Origin of the sequence: Streptomyces sp. BR123 (genome assembly GCF_013401435.1) — a bacterium.
In the GTDB taxonomy this organism is placed as follows: Bacteria; Actinomycetota; Actinomycetes; order Streptomycetales; family Streptomycetaceae; genus Streptomyces.
Genome location: NZ_JACBGN010000097.1, coordinates 1 through 23232 on the forward strand (window position 1 = coordinate 1; position 23232 = coordinate 23232).

Genomic DNA, 23232 nt, shown 5'->3' on the forward strand with positions numbered 1-23232 from the left:
TTGAACTCCGACGTGAACGAGCGGCGAGGGCGAGGCTTCTTCTTCCCCATGCTCTCCATGATGGACATCATCCTTCCGGGACCGAAGCCCCTGATCACTGATGTCCGTCAAAGCGGATCAAGCCCAAGGGTCTTCTCGAAGGCGTGGCGCTGGGCGGCCGTCTCGGCGACGCGCGGGTCGTCGACGGCGACGGTGTCGTCGAGTGCTTCCTCGCCGGTATCCACGCGGTCGGACTCGGCCCGAGTCGAGCGTCGCACGCTCGGGCGAAAAGACGGTGCTCACGAGTACGGGAGTCAGCTGCCGCAGGCCTTTCCCCGGGCGCATCCGTCACTGCCCGGTCCGGTTGGTGAGGGGCTGTTGAGAGGCGGTCGGTGGTGCGAATAGTGCCTGGACGGTTCCGGTGGCCAGGTCTCGCAGCCAGGTGTGGGCGCGGTCGTCGTCGTAGCGCTGGTGCCACAGCAGGTACAGGGGAACGTCGGGCAACTGGAGTGGCGGCGGCAGCGTGACCAGGCCGAGTTGTTCCCGGGCCGTGCGGGTGACCGCGTCTGGAAGGGTGACGACCAGGTCGCTGCCGAGCGCGAGTTGCAGAGCGAAGGCGGCGGTGGGCCCGACGGCGACGACGCGTCGTTCGAGGCCGCGCGTGGTCAAGGCGTCATCGATCGGGTCGCGCAGGTTTCCGCGCCGCGAGACGGTGAGATGTTCGACGGCCGCGTAGCGCTCGAGACTCAGCGGGCCTTCGGTGAGCGGGTGGCCTGGGCGGACGGCAACGACCAGTCGGTCCCTGCCGACGAGGCGGTGGCGGATGTCGGGGAGCGTCGGAGCGCTGGAGCTTGATTCGAGGTCGACCTCACCCCGCCGCAGCTCGGGGGTGTCCGTGCCGGGTTCGGCGGGCAGGCGCAGCTGGACGCCGGGGGCCTGGCGGTGGACGGCGGATACCAGGGCGGTGCCGCAAGCGGCGGTCAGGGCGTCGTGCCAGCGCACGGTGAAGACCCGTTCCAGAGCCGCCGGGTCGAGCTCCTGCTGCGCGGACAGGAGTTGGTTGGCCTGTTGGACGAGGGCGTGGACCTGGGAGCGCATGGCCAATGCGCGGGGGGTGGGGACCATGGTGCGGCCGGTGCGGACCAGGATCTGGTCGCCCGTGGCCTTGCGGATGCGGCCCAGGGAGCGGCTCATCGCCGGTGCGGTGACGTGGAGGCGTGCTGCGGCTCCGGCGACACTGCCCTCTTCCAGCAGAGCGTCCAATGCGGTGAGCAAGTTCAAATCGAGTTGCATGAGAGTAACTCTATGAGTGAAAAGCATGCACTTGTTGTTAACCGTTTGGGGGCCTAACTTCGAAGTGCGGGCGCGGACAAGCCGCCCCGCGTCGACCGAACTCAGGGGAGCCAGCCATGAGCTCAGCCATGCCTTTCCACGCCGACGCGACGCTCCTGTCCGACGTGACCGCCGCGGTGAAGGCCGCCGGCGTCACGCTGCGCGACCGCTACACCTCGCACGCCCGGGGCGTGACTTTGGACGAGGTTGTCGAGGAGATCCACGCCAACGACTACGCGGTGCTGGCCGTGCTGCGGGAACCGCTGCTGCGGGCCCGGCGAGGGTCGCAGTGGGCAGAGGACGAGCTGGCCGGCGGCGCGCTCCCGCCCGGGGAGTGGTGGGTCGTCGACCCCGCCGAGGGCAACATCAACCACGTCCACGGCATGGAGGACTGGGCCGTCACCGCCACCCTGGTCCGCGACAACCGGCCGGTACTCACCGTCGTCCACCTGCCGCTGACCGGCGACACCTACACCGCCGTCGCCGGCGGCGGTGCCCGCCTCAACGACCGACCCCTGAAGGTGTCCGCCAAGACCGAGCTGGGCGCCGCGCTCGTCGGCACCGGCCAGGCCAAGCCCGGCGAAGACGAGCGCACCTTCCGGCGGATCGGTGACTCAGTCACCGCCATGCTCACCAACGGCCTGGTCGTGCGTGTGTCCGTTCCCGCCACGATGCAGCTCATCCACGTCGCCGCCGGACGCATGGACGCGTTCTGGCAGTTCTCCGACGTGCGCTCCGGCCTGGTCGCCGGCGCCCTGCTGGTCTCCGAAGCCGGAGGCACCGTCACCGACCTGGCGGGCCGTCCCTGGAACTCCGGCAGTCGCGACTTCCTGGCCGCCGCCCCCGGCATCCATGCACCCGCCCTCAAGGTCCTCTCGCCGATCGCCTGACCGAACGTCTCCGCTCTTCCCCATACCGCAAGGAGCATCACCGCATGACCAACATCGGCATCCTGGGCGCCGGCCGCGTGGGCACCAACCTCGCCCGCAAGCTCTCCGAGGCTGGACACCACGTCATCCTCGGCCGCCGGAGCCCGACGGAAGAGACCACAGCAGCTGCCGAAGGCACAGGCCCCCGCGTATCCTTCGCCGACCAGCGCACCACCGCCCGCACCGCCGACATCGTGATCAACGCGACGCCCGGCGACAGCGCCCTTGACCGCCTGGCCAGCCTGCGAACCGAACTCGCCGGCAAGATTCTGATCGACGTCTCCAACGCCACCCGCGACGCCGGTGACGGCCTGCCCGGCGACCTCTGCTATCCCGGCAGCAGCCTCGCCGAACAGCTCCAGGCCGCCCTCCCCGACACCCATGTGGTCAAGACCCTCAACACCATGCTGTTCATGGTCATGACCGCTCCCGAAACCCTGGCCACCTCACCGACCGTCTATCTCTCGGGCAACAACGAACACGCGAAGACGACCGTCGCCGGGCTGCTCGGCGACCTGGGCTGGCAGCCTGCATGGATCGAGAACCTCGGCGACATCACCACAGCCCGCGCAACCGAGGCCATGATCTTGGTCGTACCCCACATCCTGCGTCGACAGGGCTTTGAGCCCTTCGCCGTCTCCCTCGCCCGCTGACCCACCAAGACCGGGTTCAGCCCAAAACCAGGTAGCGGGCTCGTGCAAGGCAGCTGGGCGCTGGCACGGACAACGCCCGCTGGGCTGCAAGGACGCCCTCATCGACATGATCACGTCTGCCACACGCGAGGCGACTCCCGAAGCGCCGACAAACGACTGCCATTCTCGGTTCTGGCACAACTTTTGTCGTGTCGGATCCTGTGGGCCGACGTCCGACTCGGGGCAAGCCGCCGGCCTGGAGATTCCCTCACTCGCTCGTCGCGATGCACCGAGCGGCTGCGCCGCACCACAGAAGCTGGGCCAGACCCCGATCGCGTGAACAAAGCCACCGACGACATGGGCCTGGGCAAGACGCTGACGACCATCGCCCTGCACCTCCACCGCGCCGAAACGGCCGGCGAAGCCGCCGGCCCGACCCTCGTGGCCTGCCCGGCCTCCCTCATCACGAACTGGCAGCGCGAGATCGCCCGCTCAAGGTGCCCGCTGCCGCCCAACCGATCTGGGACGACATCGCACGGCTTCACCTCGCGTGTGGCGGACAGCGCCTACCGTCGGATGGCGCTGTTGTCCGTCACGACTACTTCAAAGACCTCTTCGGCGAGCCCGCCTGGAAGTACAGGCAGACGGTTCAGAGGTACGGCGCCGATGCGCAGGACGTAGTGGGTCCTTCAGGACGTCGAGCTGACCGTACGGACTTGGCCGCTGGGCACCCTCGGCTTCCTGGTCACGTGGTCGAACGAGGACGACGAAGTGCTGATGCACTCCCTACCACACAGAGCCGCCCCTTCCGCCCGCGTGTGGCCGTGGGGCCTCACCGGATCACCTTGGGCAAGACGTTTCCGGCCCCTCTCCTGCCCTCGATCCGGATGCCGCCGGGCCCTGGCCGGCGTTGGGAGCGCGCTGCTTCAGCTACGCCGAGCAGCACTGCTTCGGGAATCTCGACGGCTACCTGCACCGCGTGGTGGGAGTGAGCGACGCCGGCTCCCCGGCCACCGCGCCTGTCGGCTGCGGGGGCGACGGGTGGGGCCCAGACGAGTTGGCCGCGTACAGGCCCGGATCAACTCCGCACTCGTGATCGGCTCCACGATCAACCGTGCGAACGTACTGCCCTACGGCATCGCGTCGGACTACGACCGCGCACGGCTCCTCGAATTCCGCCACCCAGTGCGCGTCGCGTTGGCCGCGAGACTCGAAGACGTCAAACGGGCGGCTCGGCGAATGACGGATCGGCGGCAGCCCGTACTGCCGAACGGTCCGAGTAGCACGAGCACGGCAGGCCGGAGCTGCCTACCGGCAGTGAATCGATGAGAGCGTCGTACGCGGCGTGCTGCACATGCTCGCGCAGGCCGCGGATGAAACCGGCACCCAGGTGATCAGCCCCCAGGCCCTCACAGCACCCGCCGACCCGAAGACGATGAGGGTGATCCGCATGCCGCGGGCGTACGCCGCCCCGTAGATGCCCCACCTCCAGTATGGGGCAGGACCGGTCGTGCAGGACGGGATGTATACCCGAACGCCCGCCCGGCGTAGAGGTTGCCCGGTAACGTCGGGCGGGGACCAACGAGAAGTGGGGGATGGATGAGCGAGGACCGGGAAAGGCTGCTGCGCGCGGTGGAACCGTTGCTGCTGCCCGGAGTGACGACCACACCGATCAGCGAACTGATGCCGTTCCTGACGGACAACAACCACCGCAAGTGGGAGATCGCGAAGGCGGTCCGCGAGGCAATGAACAGCATGACGGGCGAAGGCCTGGCCGACGAACAGCGTGTGGAACTGATCGCGCTCGCAGAGGTGGTCCGCCGGCACTAGTCTTCTGCTTGGGGTCGGTGTTCCAGACGGCGATCCGGCATCGGATGTCCTTCTATTGATCAGAAACTCATGGGGTTCTCGTCCAGGACGTAGCGGACGTGTGGGCAGCCGAAGTAGCCGCGGACGATGTGCGGCTGGCGCTGGCGTCTACGGAAGAAGCGGCGGCCCTCCGCGGCGAGTTCGGCCTGATCGCGAGCTCGGTGCTGTTTGGGCAGGCTGTGCTTGAGGTCGGCGTTGACCAGCTCGTCAGAGCTGATTTCGGGCGAGTACAGGGGCAGGAAGTGCAGCTCGACGTCGTCGGGGTGGGCAGCGAGCCTGTCGCGGACCTTTTTGGGAGCGGTGGGCGGAGTGCCCGTCGACCACGAGATGGACCTTGTGGTCGAAGTGGCCGGCGAGCCGGTCCAGGAAGCGGCACATCACCTCGGCGGTGAAGCTCTCGGTGAAGACCATGAAGTGCATCCGGGCCCTTGGTGCTGATCGCCGACATCGCGTTCACCAAGAGCCGGTTCCCGCTCCACCGCACCACGGGTGGCTACCCCTTCTCGCCCCAGGTGCGGCCGGTGACCTGGTCGGAGCGGATGCCGACCTGGTCGGCTAACAGGACGTCGCCGCCGTCCTTCTTCGCCTTCGCCCGGATCGCAGGCCAGGCCTCCTCATGCCAGCGGCGCACGGGCCTCCGGGTCCTGCTCCACGGCCCGTTTGTCCGGGCGCTGGAAGGACAGCCCCCCCACCGCCTCAGGTACTTGCCCACCCCGGGCTCGGTCAGCCGCACCCGGCAGCCCCCGTTCGGCCCTTCCGGGTCCGTACGGGGGCTGTCAGGCCTGCCGCTACTTCAACAGGGTGCGGAACTCTTCGAAGTCGAGGACCCCGTCGTGGTTCACGTCGGCCGTCATGGCCTTCTTGACCTCTTCAGCGAGGTGCCCCTGGGCGCCCTCGGCCTTGAACCCCTCCGCCAGTTCGACGATGTTGATCCGCCCGTCACCGTCCGTGTCGATCTCGTCGAACAGCGCCCTGAGTTCGGCCTCGTTCATGACATACCTCTCTCGCGTTCAGAGGACCCCGAAGGCCCACATGTCCCACCACCCTGCCACACCATCAACGCCACGCTAGCGGCCAAGCCTTCGGACGGGACCGCCTCGCCAACCAGCGCCTCCCCGGGCCACCACACTGACGCCGGAGCGGATCGAGCAGCTGTCCAAGGCCGGGTGAAGGTGGCATATGAAGTTTCCCCGCGATCTCGGACGGTGGTCACCGTCCTCGGCAGGAAGTCCTTGCCGCGGTCCACCCGTGCCTTCTCCGGCAGACGGCCGAACGGCCGTAGGGCTCCTCACGCTGCACCGCGGAACGGAGCCCGGCCGGCACCGACTCCCGCGACGGATGCCCGGGCGTGACGGCTACGCCGGTAGTCGCGTTGGTGACCTAGTCGGTGAACCAGGTGATCCACGGCCTGCGGGCCCTGTCGTCGATGTCGACCAGCACCGGGGCCTGTATGGGGTGGGTCGGCCATACCTGGTTGCGCCAGCCCGTGGCCGGGCCAGGAGCACATCGTGCTTGCGCGCCGCCCGATCACCACCCGCGGGTCCGGCCGGCTCCCCCGGTGTCAGATCACGGCGGATGGTGCCCGCAGCGTCGTCAGCGACGGTTCGTACCCCGGCGCACGGCCCCGGGCCGTGAGCGTGCCGTGCGGGCACGACTGGTTGATCCGTGTCGGATCCGGGGCCGGGACGGTGTGCCACAGCAGATGGAAGCCGGTCATCATGTCCGCTGCTTCCGCTCCGGCCAGGCGTGGAGCCTCCTGCCACGCGCCGATGCGCGATGCCAGTTGCGAAGGCCGGGCCAGCGCCCCCGCTCGCTGCCCGCACCGACCAGCACCAGCGTGATCCGCGTATCGGGGTGGTCCCACAGGCTCTGGCCGCATGAGCCCTGCCGGCCCACCCAGGATTGCCATGTGCATGAAAATGTTGCCTGTGCTGCCGCACGAGGACGTGCGGCGTACGCAGATCATGCCGGAGGTACTCATGCGGTCCAATATTGATGAACGCGGCCGGCCGTGGACGGGTTCGGGCGGCGGACCGATCATCGTGGTCCCGGCAGAGACGGCTGAGCACTGGCGGGGAACTCTGCCTCCCGTGGACGTTGAGGTCACCGAGGGCTGGACCTGGGGCGATGCGGGCGGCCCGGAGTGCGACTACGACCGGGCGTGCGATCCGCCGATCTTCGAGGGGACGCCGTTCGGGGGCTTCGGATGGGTCGATGTGCAGGGGCAGCCCGTCCTGATCCTTGACGGCGCGACCGTCGCGTCGTTCGAAGCGGACAACGAGGGTGGGATCCTCATGCGCGATCCGATCGACGAAGCCGAAGACGATTCGAAGACGATCTCCGCAAGCAGCTGGCACTCTGTCGGGGTGGACGTCATCACGCTGACCGACGGCCGCCTCTACATGTTCGACTCTGCCTACGCCGGGGCCGGCGATCCGGAACAGATTGAAGCGGGTGACGGGGTAGGCGTCATCGAGCTCGGACCTGGGCACTGGCGAGTCGAATTCGCCACCAACGCGAGCGAGGTCGACTTCGTGCGCTTCCGCCCTGCCTCAGAGGAGAGGGCGGTCCATGACTCTTCAGGTGGTTCCGCCGTCGCCTGAGGGTGGCGACGGGGGCCGAATCCTCCGGCTCCCCATCGCTGATCTGCTGGCGTCCCATGTGTCGTGGCTCATGTCCCGGATCATCAGGTAGCCGGTCCCGGTTTCCTCGGCTGCGGTGAACATGGCCACGGCGCCGGAGCGGGTGTCGGCGAACCAGGAGACCGCTTCGTCGACACTCACGGTGCAGCGGCCGACGCGGTGGATTATCACCTCCGGCGAATGGACCTTCTCCATGCCGACATCAAAGAGCAGGCTCGTCGGCGTCACCGCGGCCGCACTGGCGACCAGGCTTTCGTCGTCGGCAGCGTTCCGGCGCCGGGCTGTCCGGCGCACGCGGTGCCCCTCGACGCCCGCGGCTGCCCCAGTTGGGCCGCCGAAGCCGGCATGCCCTCCGACTTGTGTACAAGTACCTCGTGAAGGGATCCGGCGGCACGATGATCTGAGGGGGCCCCAACCGCCTGTTTCGCCCCCGGTCCGGCTCCCCTCACCACTCAGGACGCTGCGGCGCCCGGTCCGGAGGCGGCGGTTGCCGCAACCGGACCGGGCGCCGACCGCCCATCGCTCCGTCGTCAGGACGGATTGAGCTTGATCGCGAAGGCGTTGAAGATGTCCCAGACGTCCACCCACACCACCCAGGCAGGATAGCCCTGCCAGCCGCCGCGGATGATGCCGTTCAGTTGGCGCGAGTCGGGGTGGTTGACCGTCACCACCGGGCCGCCGCTGTCACCTCCGCGGGCTGCCGTGAAGCCGTCCTTCTGCACCCCGACCGTGGTGATGACACCGAAGTGGTCGTACTCCACGTTCGTCACCCGGATGCCGCACACGACCCGCGAGTTGTAGCCGAGCTGGCAGACCTCGTCGTTCACCAGGTTGCTGCGTACGCCGTTCAGATAGCGCGAGTAACCGGCCGTGTCGAACCCGTCCCAGGTGCGGCGGTACGTCGGCGTCTCGATGAACGCCGCGTCCACGTGCGGCAGCACGCGCCAGACGTTGCCGACGTACCGGCCGCCGTTGGTGTGGACGGCGTTCCCCTCCGCGTAGCAGTGTCCGGCCGTGACCAGCCACTGCCGGCCGTCCCAGGTGCTGACCGCCGGGATGCCCGAGGTGCAGCGCGCCAGCGTGCTGCCGACATTGTCCAGGGCAGCGCCTGCATAGTAGGGCGCGGAGTCGTTCTGGCGGGTGTAGAGGAGCGGGCGGGAGCCACGCTGCGGCTGGCCCTGGAGGACCTCGTAGCGGGGCGTTGGCTTGCCGTTCCCGCGGAGTGCGGCGGGCCCGGCGGCGAAGTACGCCTGGGCGCGACCCGCGTCGCTCGCCATGACCTGGATCTGCGTGCCGTCCACCGAGTGGCCGATGCCCTGGATGTCGAAGGGCAGTTGCGGCCCGAGGTCCTTCAGCTGCTTGATGTGGTTGCGCAGTTCGACGCGGGTCGAGGGTGCCGCCTTGACGTCGACCAGGCGCAGGTCCGCCTTGGGCTCCAGGCGTTTGACCCGGGCCAGGAAGCTGTCCTTCTGGTTGACGTCGGTGAGGAAGAGTTCGACGGAACGGTGACTCGGGGCGATGCGTACCCCCGTGAACACGTCCTGGCGCTGATCCCGTCCGACCTGCTGCACGGCGCTGCCGACCAGCCGCAACGGGTTGAGGACGTCCAGCTTCTGCTGGACCGTCATGCGGTCGAGGTCGTCCTGGGAGAGCGGAGCACCACGGCCCGAGGACTCGGCGGGTGCCGGGGCGGCGGGCGAGACGGCCGCCGCGATGAGGAGAACGGAGAGGGAGAATGCCGGGATTCCGAGCCGTTGCAACGGCTTGCGCATATGACACCCCGAATGGTCCGTATTGCGAGGTTGGTTCGGCATGGACGCTAACAGGGGCGGCACCGGGGGAACCAGGGGCTCCGGTACGGTTGGCCGATTGCCGTGGAGGAACGGCCCATTGGCATCGCCTTCCATCGGCGCAGCTCGCACAGGGTTGCCGCAATCGCCCCTTCGTGCGCGGGAAAGGGCGCAGGTCGGGCGGCACACGGCGGAGCGCGGTGATGGGCGGTCGCGGGCGGGCCCGGCCACCGGCGGGGCCCGCCGCAGGGTCAGGACTTGAGGAGAGGACGCTGGCATGCCGACCTCGGTGCCGCTGGATGAGGCTGCCGCGTCGGGACCACTGAGCACCGGCGCGCCTGACGGGGCCGCAGTGAACAGAAGGCACCCGCAGCCGCAGTTCTCCAGACGGTGAGTACAGCTTTTGATGGAGGGCTTCGTTCTACTCCGTGTTGTCCCCTGGCAAAACTCCCGGCCCGTCGGGTGAGAGCCGCGTAAGCCCGACAAGGACCATCGCCGTTCTGGGCGTGGGCTTGGCATGGGCGGCGCGGACCAGATAGCGCCCCGCCTCCAAGTCGATGCGCAGCCGGCCGGGGTCGTCGAATTCGGCGTCGGGCTCTGGAACGCCGGGCCATCCGGAGTCCAGCAGGACCACCGGGCCCGGGACCTCCCACAGCACCTCCGCCTCCCATGCCGCGGCCTCAAGCGCCTGCTCGACGCTGTCGAACGTGGCGTCCTCCGAGTCGGCGCCGATCCAGCACACGAAGCAGCCGTGCTCGGGCACGTAGGTGGTTGACCAGGGCTCCCCGAGAACCAGGGCCGCAGCGTGTGCGACGGGGATCACGCCGAGGCAGCCCTCGACCTCGCAGGCCCTGCTGTAGTCGTCGTCGCCCGTGGTCGACTCGAAGTCGCATCCCTGCCAGGACGTCAGGACCTGTTCGGGCACCACGATGAGCGGTCCTCCCCCGGACTCGATCCACTCCCGCGCCCCGTTCCCGTCTTTGACCATGCGGGAAAGCTACAGCTGGGTGGTGACATCGACGGCGGCGGGGGACCGCTTTGATCCGTCCCATCCAGCACACGCGGCGGCCAGGGGCCATGCCGGACGACATGCCCGCTCCGCCGACGGTGCACGCCGTCCTGTAGTCCGTCACAGCGGTTTCGCACCGGCCCCGGCGCTGTTCGGCGCGGGCCGCCGCCAGGACAGTGGCCGCCGACCGGAGCCTTGTCGGACGGTGGGAGCGGCGGTGATGCGACAGCCGACCCCGGGCGTCGTCGTGATGACCGGTGGGCTGCCCAGCTTGCGGCGCACCCGGCCGATGGTGACGGTCACCGTGTCGGTGAACGGGTCGGCGGTCTCGTCCCATACCTGCTCCAGGAGTTTCTCGGTGCTCAGGAAGACCGGACCGGCGCGCAGCAACGCCTCAAGGACGGCGAACGCCTTGACGGACAGCTCCAGCGGACGGCCGTCGGGCAGGGCGGTCCGGCGTACCGGATCGAGTTCGAGACCGGCGGCGCGCAGCGTGCGGGCGCGGGCGGTCGGCCTGCGGCGGGCCGGGGACCGGATGCGCAGAATCAGCTCCGGGAAGTGGAAGGGCTTGGCGAGGTGGTCGTCGGCCCCGAGGGCGAGACCGCTGACCCGGTCGCCGCGTGCCCCGGCCGCTGTCGGCATCAGCACCAGCGGCGTACGCAGTTCGTGCGAGGCGTTGCCGAGGATTTCCTTGCCTTCGCCAGGCGTCGCCTGCACTCTCACCTGCTACCGCAGACGCGCACGAACGAGATGACGTCTCAGTCCCCGGCGGACGGCCGGCCCAGGCCCGCGTCGTGGACGATCAGGGCGACCTGGACCCGGTTGGTCACGTCGAGCTTGGCCAGGATGCTCGACACGTGGGCCTTGACGGTGGGGATGCTCATGTAGAGTCGGGCGGCTATCTCGGCGTTCGTCCGGCCCTGCCCGACGGCCAGCGCGACGTCGTACTCGCGCGCGGCCAGCCGCCCCAGCCGGATCCGCGCCCCCGACCGGGTCCCGGCTGCCTCGGACGCCGGGTCCGCCACTCGGGCTATGAGCTGCTGGGTCACGGCCGGGGACAGGACGGGTTCACCGGCCGCCACGCGGTGCACGGCGGCCATGATGTCTGCCGGCGGGGTGTCCTTCAGCAGGAACCCGGCCGCTCCGGCGCGCAGCGCCCGTACGACGTACTCGTCCGGGTTGAAGGTCGTCAGGATGACGATCGCGGGTGGGGACGGCAGGGACCGCAGCGCGGGAGTCGCGGCCAGCCCGTCCATCACGGGCATCCGGATGTCGAGCAGGACGACGTCGGGAGTGTGTTCCCGGCTCAGGGCGACGGCTTGTTCGCCGTCGGCGGCCTCCGCGACGATGGTGATGTCGTCGACGCTGCCGAACATCAGCCGCAGCCCCATGCGCACCAGCGGATCGTCGTCGGCGAGGAGTACCCGGATCATGCCGACCACGGTAGCCATGCCTGCACGAGGTAGTCACGGCCGGTCGGGCCGTGGCGCAGTTGCCCTCCGGCCAGCGACGCCCGCTCGGCCAGGCCGATGAGCCCCTGCCCGGAGCCCGGGATGCCGGATCCGGCAGGTGTCGGCTGCGCCGGGACCGGATTGCGGACGATGATGTCGAGGCCGCTGCCGGGCTCTCCGTTCACCTCGACGCGGACGTCGGCTCCCGGGGCGTGCTTGCGGGCGTTGGTCAGCGCCTCCTGGACGATGCGGTAGACGGTGCGGCCCACGAGGTCCGGTACCGCGTCCGGGTCCTCGACGCGCACGTCCAGCCGCAGCCGCATACCGGCGGTGCGGGACTCCCGCGCGAGCCGTTCGAGGTCGGCGAGGACGGGTTGGGGCGCCTCGGCCGGCCCCTCCGCCCGGTCATCGCCCGCAGCCGACCCGCCCGCCGGTGTGCGCAGCACGCCGATGACCATCCGCAGGTCCTGGAGCGCCTGGTGGGCATTGTCCCGGATCACGCCGGCCGCCCGCCCGATGTCGGCCGGGTCCGGGGACCTGTTGAACTCCAGGGCTCCGGCGTGGACGCTCAGCAGCGACAGCCGGTGCGCCAGTACGTCGTGCATCTCGCGCGCGATGTCCTCACGGGCCCGCAACTGAGCCTCCGATGCCCGGCGCGCCGCTTCCTCTTCGGCCCGCCGCGCCCGCTCGGTCAGCGAGGCGACCAGCATCCGACGCGACCGTACGAACAGGCCCCACCCGACGGAGAGGGCGACCAGGGTCCAGGCGATGAGCAGGGTTCCCATGACGGAGAGCCCGGTCCTGGGCGCCTCGTTGAGCAGCCATGCCAGCGGTACGGGCAGTGCGGCCGCAGCCGCGACCCAGACGGTCGTGCGCACGGGGCGCAGGGCCGCCACGGTGAAGAGCGCGACCATCGCCGAGACGGTCACCGCCGACGAGATCAGCCCGAACACCAAGGTGATCCCGGTGACGGGGACCGGGCAACGCCTCCGCCACCACAGTGCCAGGGCCCCGCACACGCCGATGACGGGCCCCGTGCCGTAGTAGGGGTACCCGAGCAGCTCCTCCAGCGGTTGCGGCAGGGGGGCGCCCATGTCCACGGAGGTGCGGGGGAACATGAGCAGGGGGTTGGTGAAGGTGGCGGCCAGTGCCACCGACAGGGCGGCGGCGAAGACCACGACCGCGAGGTCGATGGACCGCTCGCGCGAGGTTCGGGACATGAGCCAACAGGATACGCGCGCCAAAAAGGACAAATCGCACAACGGTACCTGCGCGCGTACCTTCGTCGGCAGACCACATACTTTGGTCAGCGCACGCCCGTTCCCCCTGGCCGAAGGTCGGGACCGTCGCCGACCTTCCACCGATGCCCCTGGCCGGTTCCCCTTCCTAGCGTCGACGCCATGAACACGAACCAGGTACCCGAGCCCGGCACCCCTGCGGTGCGCGCCGTCGGTCTCGGCCTCCGCTACTCACGCGGCTGGGCCCTGAAGGACTGCACCTTCCAGATCCCCGTCGGCCGCGTCTGCGCCCTCGTCGGCCCCAACGGCGCGGGCAAGAGCACCCTGATGTCCCTGGCCGCCGACCTGCTCACGCCCACCGCGGGCTCGATCCGCGTGTTCGGCGCACCGCCCGGTGCCCCGGCCGCCCGCCGGTCGACCGCCCTGCTCAGCCAGGACAAGCCGCTCTACCGCGGCTTCCGGGTCGCCGAGGTCCTCCGCATGGGCGCCGAGATGAACCCCGCCTGGGACCGCGCGACCGCCGAACGCGTCATCGCCGGCGGGAACATCCCGCACCGCGCCCGCGTCGGCTCGCTCTCCGGCGGCCAGCGCACCCGCGTCGCCCTCGCCCTCGCCTTCGGCAAACGCCCGCGGCTGCTGATGCTCGACGAGCCCATGGCCGACCTCGACCCGCTGGTGCGCCACGAGACGGCGCAGCTCCTGCTGGCCGAGGCCGCCGCCCACGGCACCACCGTCGTGCTGTCCTCGCACGTGGTCTCCGAACTGGCGGGCGCCTGCGACTTCCTGCTCGTCGTCGGAGCCGGCCGGGTTCGCCTCGCCGGTGACATCGACGAGCTCCGCGCCGGCCACCACCCCGGCGGCGACGGCCCCGCCCCCTCCCTGGAACACCTGCTCATGACGTATCTGCGTGACCCCGACCTGCCGACGGTGATCACCTCGGCCGCCCGTCCGAAGCAGACCGAGGTGGCGGCGTGAGGCTCGTACGAGGAGTGACCTGGCTCGTCGTACGCCAGCACCGCACCGCCATCTGGGCGCTCCTCACCGGAGCCGTCCTCCTCGCCGGCTACTTCCTGATCGGCCGGTACGGAGCGGCCGACGCGGTCACGCAGCAGCTGGCCGGGTGTACGAGCCCGGCCACCGAGCACTCCCGGCAGTGCTCGGACGCGCTGATCGCGTTCCAGCAGGAACACCAGTACCCGCTGCGCCAGCCGCTTCAAGCCCTCGCGCTGCTCCCGCTCGTGCTCGGGCTCTTCCTCGGCGGGCCGCTGTTCGCCTCGGAGGTGGAGTCCGGCACGTACCGCACCGCGCTCTCCCAGTCGGTGACGCGGACCCGCTGGTTCCTGGTCAAACTCGCCGTCCCCGTCACCTTGACGGTCCTCGTCAGCGGCCTGGTCACGGCCTCTGTGACCTGGTGGTGGCACGAGGTCGCCGGCCCCCTCGGCAGCCGCTTCCCGTGGCACGGCTGGATACCGTACGACGTCATGGGCCCTGCGGCGGTCGCCAAGGCGCTGCTCATGCTGATGGCCGGGGCCACGCTCAGCCTGGTGCTGCGACGCACGGTGGCGGCCATGGGCGCGACACTGGCGCTCGGCGCGGGCCTGCTGCTCGCGCTGGAACGGGTACGAAGCTCCCTGTGGCCGACGGTCATCACCCAGCGGCAGGACACGAAGGCGTCGGACGAGCTGGCCGACTCCTGGCTGCTGGGCGACGGCCTGGTCACCTCCTCGGGGCAGCGGGTCGCGGACCTGCCCCAGTGCATGCGGGCGGAGGACTTCCAGCAGTGCCTCGCACAGCACGGAATCACCGGCCAGTGGGCCGAACACCACCCGCGGTCCCATCTGTGGCCGCTCCAGTGGATGGAATCCGGCCTGTGCCTCGCCCTCGTGGCGCTCCTCGGGCTCATCTGCTTCTGGTGGACGCGCCACCGTCTCACCTGAGGAGCGGACCGCCGCCCGACATGACGGAAGGGCCCGGATCCATCGGGATCCGTTGGTTGATGCGGCTCCGTGGGTGAGGTCGGCTCCCAGGACCCTGGTTGCGGTCTTGGGAGCCGACGTTGCCCTACGGAGAGGTGTTTGCGTCGATGTGGCTGAGCACCGGAAAGGGCAAGGCCCATCCGCCGGGACGGCACTCGGGGCGTCGGCACCGCGGCCTGCCCCCTCGGCCATGACGACGTGCCCGTCGAGTAGATCCGGTCGTGGGCGCGGCGTTTGCCGTACATCGTTGCCGTCGGTCAGCAGGCGCCCACACCGGTCGACGGTTTGGGTCCTATATCACCCAGGTTCCGAAAATGCCCCATTCTTTCCCGATGGAGAGTGCCACTGAAGCAGAAACCAGCAAGCAGAAGCCGATGCCGCCAAACAAGTATGGTGAAATCGCCGCAAATTTCGACAAGTAGCCATCGGGCCGACGCTTACGTGCAGTGGTGAAGCGACGGACAAGCAAAGCCACACTCAGCAGAAACAGGGATGCACCGATTACCTGCAGCGCCATCAAGCCACATTCGACGAGGAAGATAATCAGGTACGAAAGCAGCAACCCCACAACTGCCCCTCACTTACTCGGACTGCAGTATCCAATAGCAACCGGTCATCTTTTGTCGCCTTCGGACACAACCGCGCGCAAGGCGGACAATAGGATCAGGCCGTGGACCGAGTCAACTGCGTGCAGCTCTGTGGGGCTCATGACCGTCGAACCACGGGTGCTGTGTCCCGGTAACCAGCCGCTCCGAGAAGCGACGTGGGAGTCGACCCGCTGAGCCCCGTCGGGCGAGCCGTCTCCCTGACGGAGGCCGGCCGCGCCCTCCTCGAACACGCACCGCATCCTCGCCGCAGTGGAGGAGGCCGAATGCGCCATCGCGGCAGTCAAGGGCACGGTCGTCCCTGCCGTCGGCTTTGGCCCGGAGCTGCTCGAACATCCGCTTCCAGGTGTGCAGTTGCGTGGCCAACGGCGGAATAGGGCGTGGGCGAAGTTCCCGCGCGGCAGCGCCCGGCCTTGGCGATGGCCGGATCTGAGACAACCTCGTCATTGCGGACACAAGCAATAGCGCCAATGATCAGTGCATGCCCTCACCACGAAGAGTCGTCATCGTTGCGTTCCCCGGCGTCGAGCTGCTCGACGTCACGGGACCCACCGAGGTGTTCTCCGTGGCCTCCCGGGTGCTCGCGGAATCGGGGAAGCCGGGCTATCGGATCCAGATCGCGACGGCGGCCGGAGGGGAGGTACCGACCTCGAGCGGGGTGCGGCTGATGTCAGACCTGACCCTGCAGGAAGTGGAGGGCAGGGTCGACACCATGCTGGTGTCCGGAGCGATCATCCACACCGGAAACGGGCTCGAGGCGGTCATCGACGAGACAGTCACCGCCTGGCTGCGGCAGGGCGAACCCCGGACCCCAAGGATCGGCTCGATCTGCGCCGGCGCGCACCTGCTCGCCGCCGCCGGACTGCTGAGGGGGCGGCGGGCCACGACCCACTGGCTCACCGCCGCGCAGCTGGCCGCCGACCACCCGGACATCGACGTCGATCCGGACCCCATCTTCATCCGGTCCGGGCAGGTGTGGACCTGCGCGGGAGTCACCTCGGGGATGGACATGGCCCTGGCGATGGTGGCGGAGGACCACGGCCAGGCCGTCGCGCTCGCCACCGCCCGCATGATGGTCATGTACGTCAAGCGCTCGGGCGGCCAGAGCCAGTTCAGCGTTCCCCTCTCGCTCCAGACTCCCCCCGATGACCCGGTGGAAGCACTGTGCAGGTGGGTAACCGAGCACCCACGCGAAAAGCTCTCCACCGAAGCGCTCGCCGCCCGCCTGAACCTCAGCCCCCGCCATTTCTCACGGACGTTCGTCAGACGTACGGGCAGCACCCCCGCCTCGTACGTGGAAACCGTACGGCTCGAAGCGGCCCGCCGGCTGCTGGAGGAAACCGACCTGAGCCTTCCGGAGATCGCCGCCGACAGCGGCCTGGGCTCGGTGAAAACGCTGCACCGGTCCTTCCAGCGCAGGCTGGGGACGACTCCCGCCGAGTACCGCCGGCGCTTCCGCTAGCCCCGGCCGCACCAGCCCCTCAACACGGACACACACCAGGAACAGAAGGCCACGCCCACCCCGGGCGCCTGGCCTGGCAGCCGCATGCCCCGACAGCGACAACCAATCACCCCAGGAGCGCCCATGCCCGCCACGAAAATCATCCCGATCCCCGTCCTCGGCAGACACGCGGTCAACGCCTACCTGCTGCTGGACCGGCGTCCCGTCATCGTCGACGCCGGAACACCCGGCAGCGCCCGCAGGATCCACGACCGAGTCGCCGCCCACGGAGTCGACCCGTCGGACATCGCACTGATCGTCCTCACACACGGCCACATCGACCACTTCGGCTCTGCGGCCGAGCTGCACCGGCTGACCGGCGCGCCCATCGCCGGCCACGTCGCCGACCTCGAACCCTACCGAACCGGCCGTGTCCGCCTCCCGTACCTGCCCACCGGCCCCATGGGCCGCCTCATGAACCGCAACAGGAAGCTGCACGTCCGAGCCGAGCCGATTGAGCCCGGCATTCTGCTCCGCGGGGAAACCGACCTCGACGATTTCGGCATCACCGGCCGCATCATGCCCACGCCCGGACACACCGCCGGATCGGTATCCGTCATCACCGACACGGGGGACCTGGTCGCTGGCGACCTGGTCGCCAACTCCTTCATGGGTCTCATCGCCGGCAAGCCCGCCAACCCGCCCTTCCACGACGACCCGCTCGGCAACCTCGAAAGCCTCCGCAGAATGCTCGCGCTCAACCCCACCCGCCTGCACGTCGGCCACGGAACGCCGCTGAACCCGGACCGCGTACGACGCTGGGCCAACCGGGAGGAACACCGCCTCGCTCGCCTCGCCGCACGCGGACGCCTGACCACCCGCACGGACATGGACGAGTCCGGCACCCTGCCGACATGACCACCGCCGTTCATCGTCGCGGATCTCGCTGTGGGCGAGGCGGGGGTGGCGGGACATGCCGGCCTGACCGGACGCCGGTCAGCGAACGGGTCCATCCGAGAATCCGGATCGGGCAGGCGCTTTCGTGCGTGCTGGTCCTTCTCGGGGTGCGGCCGGGCGGCGCCAAGGAGCTGATCGCGCTGGTGGCCGAGGCTGCGGGAGTGCAGCGAGTCGTAGGTCGACGTGTTGCGAGACTGCTGACGACGTGGCATGCGCGACCCTGCGCCGGTCGTCGGCGACGGCGCGATGGGCCTGTGTGGGCGGCGCTCGCCGAGGTCTTCGCGGCCGACCGGCATCAAAGGTGCTGGGTCCACAAGGCCCGGAACGTCAGCAACGCCCTGCCGAAGTCCGCGCAGCCACGGGGCGACGAAGGCCATGCAGGAGATTTGCTGAGGCAGGTGGCCGCAGTTGACGGGGACGTGTTCCGTCAGTCGCAGATCCCGAAATGCAGGATGGTGGCCCAGTTGCCGGTGACCAACAGCAAGTTGCGCCACCCTATGTCGCCCGTGTGCGGGCCGCCGACGTCGCCGGAGCTTCGGACGGGCCCCAGATGTGCCTCGATGAGGTCGGCGATGCCATCGGCGAGTTCGCCTGCCTGGCGGATCTCAACGGGCGTGCGCAGGTTGGGGTCGGAGTACCGGTGGGCTGGCTGCATGAACCCTTCGGTCACCTGTCGCCGGAAAATGTCCCGCCAGGCTTGTGGTGACTCGAACGGGGCGACCGACGTTCGCACCTGGTGCCCACTGGCCCCCGCGTCATACACGGCTTGGGCGAGACCCTTCATCCAGTCATGACCCGAGGTCGTCCAAGCCGCTGGGACTACATGGAAGAGGTATATGGACGACACATGATTGCAGTCGTCGAGCAGCTCCTCGAGCGGTTCAGCTGCGGCTGACACCGCGGCTGGAGCGTCGAGCGGGTTCAGCATGGGTGTCTGGGCCTCCTCTGGTGAGCACCGGCGCAGGGCCGGTGGTGTTCTCGGGCTCCCGGACGGCCGGCCGGGAGAGGCGGCGCCGTCAGCGCGGCTCGGCGGCTTCGCCGGGGTCGCCGTGGTGCCTGTCGGCCAGGGCGGTGATTCCTGCTGTGGCGGCGGCGGCCAGGTCGGTGACCATCGGGTCGTCGACGGGCAGGTTGAGGATGTACAGGGCGGACGCCAGGGAGCCGAGCAGCAGCAGGTGAGCCATCGCGGGGTCGATGGTCCCGGCCAGCTCGCCGCGTGCCACGGCCTGTTCGATGATTTCGGCGAAGGCGGCCTGTTCGGCGGCCAGGAAGGTGTCCTGGAACCGGGTATTCAGTTCGGGATTGACGGCGAGTTCGCTGATCAGGGCCGGTGCCAGCTGTCGGGCTGCCGGGGCGGCCATGCGCACGTGAAACGTGCGGACCAGCGCCAGCAGATCCCCGTGCAAGGAGCCGGTGCCGGCCAATGGAGGCAGCGGCTGCTCATGCATGGTGGCAACGAACGCCATCTCGGCCTTGGAAGCGTAGCGGCGGTAGATCGCCGCCTTGCCCACCCCGGCGTGCGCCGCGACCTGGTCGACGGTCAGGGCCGGGTAGCCGACCTCGTCGATCAGCTCACGCGTGGCCTGCAGGATGTTGTGATCCACGCGACTGTCTCGGGGGCGGCCACCCCGTTGTCCTTTCATTGCCATGCCTGCATTATACGGAACGCGAGTATCGAAACGTCAGTATCGAAAACATGGTGCCGGATGGCGCGCCCCGGCTGCGCAGAGGCGACTGCGATGAAGTCGCACGCTTCGCGACAAAAAGGGAGACTTCAGGTGATCAAGTGGGCTGGCTGGATCATCACGTTCTGCGGGACCGCACACACGCTCGGTGCCCTGACGGTGCAGAGAGCCGGACATCACGCCGGGACATGGTTCAGCGGCGGACTGTGGAGCGAGGACCTTGCCGACATGAGCCCGGCGGGCAGCGCGTACTGGCTGAGCCTGGCCAGCTTCGGCATACCGCTCGTCCTGATCGGCCTGACGGTACTGTGGCTGGACCGCCGCGGCATCACCCCGCCGGCCTTCATCGCCTGGACGCTCGGGAGCTGGACCGCCGTCGACGCCCTGGTCCTCCCCTTCACGCCCTGGCCGCTCTTCGCGCTCGCGTGCGCCCTGCTGCTGATCGGAACCCGCCGCGCCCGTCGCGCCAACCCCGCGCCCGGGGCCCGGCTTCCACGCGCGTGAACGCGGGCCGCGCCAGGCTGCCCACTGGCCCCGCACGCGTCTGGCCCTACCCGAGGGCAGGCGGTGCGAGGAGCCGCGCGCCGGTCCGGGGCGTACCTTCCGGACGGACATCCACGGCGCACCTGAACGGTCCATGCCGTGGGATGCAGTCGACCCGACACGGGCCGGCCGAGGCAGCGAGGCCGCCCGCCGGACCGCTACTCGCCAGGAGCCCGATACCGGATCTGCTCAGCTCTGCGCAGGGCCTCCAACGTTTCATCGATGCTCAGGAGAACGGTCGTCTCAAAAGAGCTGAGCGCGCCACCTCCGCTGATCGCCAGCGCAACGGAGGCCATGGACACGTTGTCCGGAGCCTCCCAGAGGTTGTAGCCGTCGTGGGTACCGAAGGCGTACCAGAAGCCGTGGAGCTTCCCACCGACGGACTCGATGTACGACCGGGCGGCCTGTGCGCGGTCCTCGGGGCGGCCGATCAGCCTCGCCCAAGTCTGCGGCGTGTAGCTGAACCTCGACAGATAGAGGGGCATCGTGTCTCTCTTTCGTTTCACCAATCGATGCCCGCGCCCGGCAGGGGAGGACCGGGGCGGCCCGCGGTTCCCCCGAACAGCCGGGGACTCTGACCGCCATGGCCCACAGTCGCCGGGTGAGCGGGCCGCCCCCTACGAGGGTCGCTCCCTCGGATCTGTCGTACCGGGGTGGTGACCACACCGGAGTACCCGGGTCTGTTGAGCGGCCACCTCACGGTGTCGCCCGGGCCGCCACCCGCCTTCACATGCAAGTCGTCACGCAAGAGCGACGAAGACAGCCGGACGCGCTCGTCCGGCGTCCGCGGTCTTGTGCGGGACGAAAGGCCTTCCGCATACTCCCGAGAGCGCTTGTCAGGAACACGCCATTCCTGACGGGCCTCACAGGGCCCACCGCCCACGGGCCCCGATGCTCCGAGGAGGAGACCAGTGAGGAACACGCGCACCTCATCCCCCATCACCCCCACCACCCGGCGCACCCTGATCGCAGCCGCCGCCGTTGGCCTGGTGGCAGCCACCGTGCTCACCGCGCCGACCGCGCAGGCGGCCACCCCCAAGTCCTTCGGCGCGGCCGCACTCGCCGCGGTCGACCAGGCGGTGCTCGGCGCGGACGTCGGCGGCACCGCGTGGTACACGGACGCAGCAAGCGGGCGGGTCGTGGTCACGGCCGACAGCACCGTCTCCGAGGCCGACCTCGCGAGCATCAGGAAGGCAGCGGGCGTGAACGCCGGCGCACTGCGCATCGAGCGCACCCCGGGCAAGTTCACCCGTCTGCTCGGTCCGGGCGACGCCATCTACGGCGGCGGATACCGGTGTTCGGCCGCGTTCAACGCGGTCAGTGGCAGCACCCGCTACTTCCTGACCGCCGGGCACTGCGGCAACGTCGTCAAGACCTGGTTCACCAACTCCGCGCAGAGCACGCTGATCGGCCCCACCGTGGGCTCCAGCTTCCCCGGCAACGATTACGCACTCGTCCGCTACGACAATGCTTCCCTCAGCTCCCCCGGCGGCTTCACCGCCGCCGACGCCTACGTGGGCGAGCCGGTCAAGCGCAGCGGCTCGACCACGGGCACCAAGAGCGGTACGGTCACCGCACTCAACGCGACCGTCCACTACAGCGGCGGCGGCACGGTCCGCGGCATGATCCAGACCAATGTGTGCGCGGAGCCCGGTGACTCGGGCGGCGCGCTCTACGACGGCACAAAGGCACTCGGCATCACCTCCGGCGGCAGCGGCAACTGCTCCGTCGGCGGCACGACCTTCTACCAGCCGGTCCGCGAGGCCCTCGCCAAGTACAACGTCAGCCTGTCCTGACCCACGGCGCCGCGCGGGGCCGTCAACCGGTGGCGGCCCCGCCGGTCGATCCTTCATACCTTGTGATCAGGTTCCCCGGGGCGCCCGACGTCGGCAGGCAGTCGCCCGGCGCGACAGCGTGGAGGAGGACCACCAGCCGTCCTTCAGCCTGCGCCCCGCCCCGTGGCCCGTCCGCGGGAGGTGCCCCGGGCAGTCACCCAGCGCCGGCAGACATCACTGGTGGGGGTAGAAGTTGGGGCGCTGGTCGACGTTGTCGTAGTAGCGGTGGAAGACGGGGGTGATGCCGCCGGAGAGCGGGGGGACGATCCAGCTCCAGTCCGCGGGGACGGTGCGGCCCTGGCGTTCCTCCCTGGCCAGGTGGTCGAGGAAGCGCCGGGACTCCCCGTGGTGGTCGCTGATCCGGACGCCCGCGGCCTCGAAGGAGTGCAGGACGGCGACGTTGAGCTCGACCAGGGCACGGTCGCGCCACAGGCTGGATTCCCTGGTGGTATCGAGCCCGAGGCAGGCGGCGACGGCGGGGAGCAGGTTGTAGCGGGCGTCGTCGACGAGGTTGCGGGCAGCAATCTCGGTGCCCATGTACCAGCCGTTGAAAGGGGCGAGGGGGTAATCGATCCCCCCGATGCGCAGGCGCATGTTGGAGATGACGGGTACGGCATGCCAGCGCAGGCCCAGCTCGGCCAGGCGCGGGACGTCGGGGTGGGTTATGGCGACCTCCAAGACCAACTCTTTTGGCAGTTCGAAGAGCTGTGGCTTGTCGTCGAAGGTTTCGATGACCAGGGGCAGGACGTCGAACGGCCCCCGGGGGCGGGCTTGCCAGCCGAGGCGGCGAACGGCCTCGGTGAGGTCGGCGGTGCGCGGATCACCGAGCACGGTGCCGTCGTCGCGGCGATGACCGGCGTATCGGATGAGTTGCTCGTTCCACACCCGCGGACCGGGTCGACCGGGGGCGTCCGGAGCGAAGACCGAGATCACCGGCCGGATCCGCCCGCCGTTGGTCGCCTGGCGCAGGTGCGTGCACAAGTGCCGGTGGATGTCCGCTGGGGCCGTGGCGCCGCGGCGGTCCAGGACGCGCAGGCTGTTCCAGTACAGGCGGCCGATACAGCGGCTGGAGTTGCGCCACGCGACGCGGGCACCGTGGGCGAGTTCGGCGGTGGTGTGCCGGTAGGTGCCCGTGGCGTCGATCGCGGCGCGGACCTGCTCCAGGCGCAGGCGGAAGGGGACGGGGCTGCCCGGCTGTTCCGTGTGGAACCGGCGCAGGAACTCCTCAGCCTCGTCCCGGTCGGCGACTGTGCCCGTACCCGGCGCCTCCGGTCCCACCGGCGGGGCCGGAGGCGCCGGGTACGGGCACAGTCGCCGAC

26 protein-coding genes and 2 pseudogenes are annotated in these 23232 nt (G+C 69.6%); 12 read left to right on the top strand and 16 right to left on the bottom strand.

What is annotated here, in order from left to right; all coding sequences use genetic code 11:
• Positions 1-134: 134 nt before the first annotated feature.
• A pseudogene (locus HYE82_RS17190) lies at positions 135-242 on the bottom strand (MerR family transcriptional regulator); the annotation flags it as partial.
• Between the two features lie 85 nt (positions 243-327).
• Positions 328-1272, bottom strand: coding sequence for a LysR family transcriptional regulator (locus HYE82_RS17195; protein WP_179174957.1), 945 nt, complete (start codon positions 1270-1272; stop codon positions 328-330).
• Between the two features lie 116 nt (positions 1273-1388).
• Between HYE82_RS17195 and HYE82_RS17200 the strand changes: the two genes are divergently transcribed.
• From HYE82_RS17200 to HYE82_RS17215, 5 genes and pseudogenes are all read left to right on the top strand, one after another.
• The gene (locus tag HYE82_RS17200; protein ID WP_179174958.1) at positions 1389-2201 is read left to right on the top strand and encodes an inositol monophosphatase; all 813 of its coding nucleotides are present in this window, start codon (positions 1389-1391) and stop codon (positions 2199-2201) included.
• Positions 2198-2893 carry an NADPH-dependent F420 reductase gene (locus tag HYE82_RS17205; RefSeq protein ID WP_256987340.1) on the top strand — a complete coding sequence of 232 codons (696 nt, stop codon included), beginning with the start codon at positions 2198-2200 and terminating at the stop codon, positions 2891-2893. The genes HYE82_RS17200 and HYE82_RS17205 overlap by 4 nt, the downstream gene beginning before the upstream one ends.
• 330 nt (positions 2894-3223) lie before the next feature.
• Positions 3224-3364 (top strand): annotated as a pseudogene (locus HYE82_RS17210) (SNF2-related protein); the annotation flags it as partial.
• An 853-nt stretch (positions 3365-4217) separates the two neighbouring features.
• Entirely contained in the window at positions 4218-4349 is a 132-nt protein-coding gene (locus HYE82_RS38160) for a hypothetical protein (protein WP_256987332.1), read from the top strand.
• A gap of 122 nt (positions 4350-4471) precedes the next feature.
• Positions 4472-4702, top strand: a complete 231-nt coding sequence (locus HYE82_RS17215) for a hypothetical protein (RefSeq protein ID WP_179174960.1) — start codon at positions 4472-4474, stop codon at positions 4700-4702.
• 59 nt (positions 4703-4761) lie between these two features.
• Here HYE82_RS17215 and HYE82_RS39540 read toward each other — a convergent pair whose 3' ends face one another.
• The 3 genes from HYE82_RS39540 to HYE82_RS17225 all read right to left on the bottom strand — a co-directional run bounded on the left by HYE82_RS39540 (position 4762) and on the right by HYE82_RS17225 (position 5733).
• The gene (locus tag HYE82_RS39540; protein WP_369009812.1) at positions 4762-5070 is read right to left on the bottom strand and encodes a transposase; all 309 of its coding nucleotides are present in this window, start codon (positions 5068-5070) and stop codon (positions 4762-4764) included.
• Between the two features lie 164 nt (positions 5071-5234).
• Positions 5235-5372, bottom strand: coding sequence for a hypothetical protein (locus tag HYE82_RS38165; RefSeq protein ID WP_256987334.1), 138 nt, complete (start codon positions 5370-5372; stop codon positions 5235-5237).
• A gap of 157 nt (positions 5373-5529) precedes the next feature.
• Entirely contained in the window at positions 5530-5733 is a 204-nt protein-coding gene (locus tag HYE82_RS17225) for an EF-hand domain-containing protein (protein WP_179174961.1), read from the bottom strand.
• 921 nt (positions 5734-6654) lie between these two features.
• Between HYE82_RS17225 and HYE82_RS17230 the strand changes: the two genes are divergently transcribed.
• Positions 6655-7344, top strand: coding sequence for an Imm21 family immunity protein (locus tag HYE82_RS17230; RefSeq protein WP_179174962.1), 690 nt, complete (start codon positions 6655-6657; stop codon positions 7342-7344).
• On the opposite strand, the gene HYE82_RS17235 is transcribed toward HYE82_RS17230, so the two are convergent.
• From HYE82_RS17235 to HYE82_RS17260, 6 genes are all read right to left on the bottom strand, one after another.
• Entirely contained in the window at positions 7321-7677 is a 357-nt protein-coding gene (locus HYE82_RS17235) for a hypothetical protein (protein ID WP_179174963.1), read from the bottom strand. The genes HYE82_RS17230 and HYE82_RS17235 overlap by 24 nt on opposite strands.
• Before the next feature lie 236 nt (positions 7678-7913).
• Complete coding sequence (locus HYE82_RS17240) at positions 7914-9155, bottom strand: hypothetical protein (protein WP_179174964.1); 1242 nt, start codon at positions 9153-9155, stop codon at positions 7914-7916.
• Between the two features lie 439 nt (positions 9156-9594).
• Positions 9595-10161: an Imm21 family immunity protein gene (locus HYE82_RS17245; protein ID WP_179174965.1), complete on the bottom strand. Its 567-nt coding sequence runs from the start codon at positions 10159-10161 to the stop codon at positions 9595-9597.
• 141 nt (positions 10162-10302) lie between these two features.
• Complete coding sequence (locus tag HYE82_RS17250) at positions 10303-10869, bottom strand: response regulator transcription factor (RefSeq protein ID WP_309144347.1); 567 nt, start codon at positions 10867-10869, stop codon at positions 10303-10305.
• A gap of 71 nt (positions 10870-10940) precedes the next feature.
• Complete coding sequence (locus HYE82_RS17255; RefSeq protein WP_256987338.1) at positions 10941-11615, bottom strand: response regulator transcription factor; 675 nt, start codon at positions 11613-11615, stop codon at positions 10941-10943.
• The gene (locus HYE82_RS17260; RefSeq protein WP_256987339.1) at positions 11612-12853 is read right to left on the bottom strand and encodes a sensor histidine kinase; all 1242 of its coding nucleotides are present in this window, start codon (positions 12851-12853) and stop codon (positions 11612-11614) included. Before HYE82_RS17260 ends, HYE82_RS17255 begins: the two co-directional genes overlap by 4 nt.
• A gap of 180 nt (positions 12854-13033) precedes the next feature.
• Here HYE82_RS17260 and HYE82_RS17265 point away from each other — a divergent pair, with 180 nt between their 5' ends.
• Together HYE82_RS17265 and HYE82_RS17270 are read left to right on the top strand one after the other, a co-directional pair.
• Complete coding sequence (locus tag HYE82_RS17265; RefSeq protein ID WP_179174967.1) at positions 13034-13846, top strand: ABC transporter ATP-binding protein; 813 nt, start codon at positions 13034-13036, stop codon at positions 13844-13846.
• Positions 13843-14808, top strand: a complete 966-nt coding sequence (locus HYE82_RS17270) for an ABC transporter permease subunit (protein WP_179174968.1) — start codon at positions 13843-13845, stop codon at positions 14806-14808. Before HYE82_RS17265 ends, HYE82_RS17270 begins: the two co-directional genes overlap by 4 nt.
• 331 nt (positions 14809-15139) lie before the next feature.
• Here the strand turns inward: HYE82_RS17270 and HYE82_RS17275 are convergent, their stop codons facing one another.
• Positions 15140-15415 (bottom strand): hypothetical protein, encoded by a 276-nt coding sequence (locus HYE82_RS17275; protein WP_179174969.1) that lies wholly within the window; start codon positions 15413-15415, stop codon positions 15140-15142.
• 518 nt (positions 15416-15933) lie between these two features.
• Here HYE82_RS17275 and HYE82_RS17280 point away from each other — a divergent pair.
• Both HYE82_RS17280 and HYE82_RS17285 read left to right on the top strand, forming a co-directional pair.
• On the top strand, positions 15934-16914 hold the full coding sequence (locus tag HYE82_RS17280; protein ID WP_179174970.1) for a GlxA family transcriptional regulator: 981 nt from the start codon (positions 15934-15936) through the stop codon (positions 16912-16914).
• Positions 16915-17037: 123 nt separating this feature from the next.
• A complete protein-coding gene (locus HYE82_RS17285) occupies positions 17038-17811 on the top strand; it encodes an MBL fold metallo-hydrolase (RefSeq protein ID WP_179174971.1) in 774 nt (257 codons plus the stop codon).
• 466 nt (positions 17812-18277) lie between these two features.
• On the opposite strand, the gene HYE82_RS17290 is transcribed toward HYE82_RS17285, so the two are convergent.
• Together HYE82_RS17290 and HYE82_RS17295 are read right to left on the bottom strand one after the other, a co-directional pair.
• The gene (locus HYE82_RS17290; RefSeq protein ID WP_179174972.1) at positions 18278-18778 is read right to left on the bottom strand and encodes a hypothetical protein; all 501 of its coding nucleotides are present in this window, start codon (positions 18776-18778) and stop codon (positions 18278-18280) included.
• Between the two features lie 88 nt (positions 18779-18866).
• Positions 18867-19454: a TetR/AcrR family transcriptional regulator gene (locus tag HYE82_RS17295; RefSeq protein ID WP_179174973.1), complete on the bottom strand. Its 588-nt coding sequence runs from the start codon at positions 19452-19454 to the stop codon at positions 18867-18869.
• Between the two features lie 174 nt (positions 19455-19628).
• On the opposite strand from HYE82_RS17295, the gene HYE82_RS17300 reads away from it, so the two are divergent.
• Positions 19629-20039, top strand: coding sequence for a DUF6463 family protein (locus HYE82_RS17300; protein ID WP_179174974.1), 411 nt, complete (start codon positions 19629-19631; stop codon positions 20037-20039).
• A 197-nt stretch (positions 20040-20236) separates the two neighbouring features.
• Here the strand turns inward: HYE82_RS17300 and HYE82_RS17305 are convergent, their stop codons facing one another.
• Positions 20237-20563, bottom strand: coding sequence for a GYD domain-containing protein (locus tag HYE82_RS17305; protein ID WP_179174975.1), 327 nt, complete (start codon positions 20561-20563; stop codon positions 20237-20239).
• Positions 20564-20989: 426 nt separating this feature from the next.
• Between HYE82_RS17305 and HYE82_RS17310 the strand changes: the two genes are divergently transcribed.
• Entirely contained in the window at positions 20990-21874 is an 885-nt protein-coding gene (locus HYE82_RS17310) for a S1 family peptidase (RefSeq protein WP_179174976.1), read from the top strand.
• A 213-nt stretch (positions 21875-22087) separates the two neighbouring features.
• Here the strand turns inward: HYE82_RS17310 and HYE82_RS17315 are convergent, their stop codons facing one another.
• Positions 22088-23191, bottom strand: coding sequence for a nitric oxide synthase oxygenase (locus HYE82_RS17315; protein ID WP_179174978.1), 1104 nt, complete (start codon positions 23189-23191; stop codon positions 22088-22090).
• Positions 23192-23232: the final 41 nt, after the last annotated feature.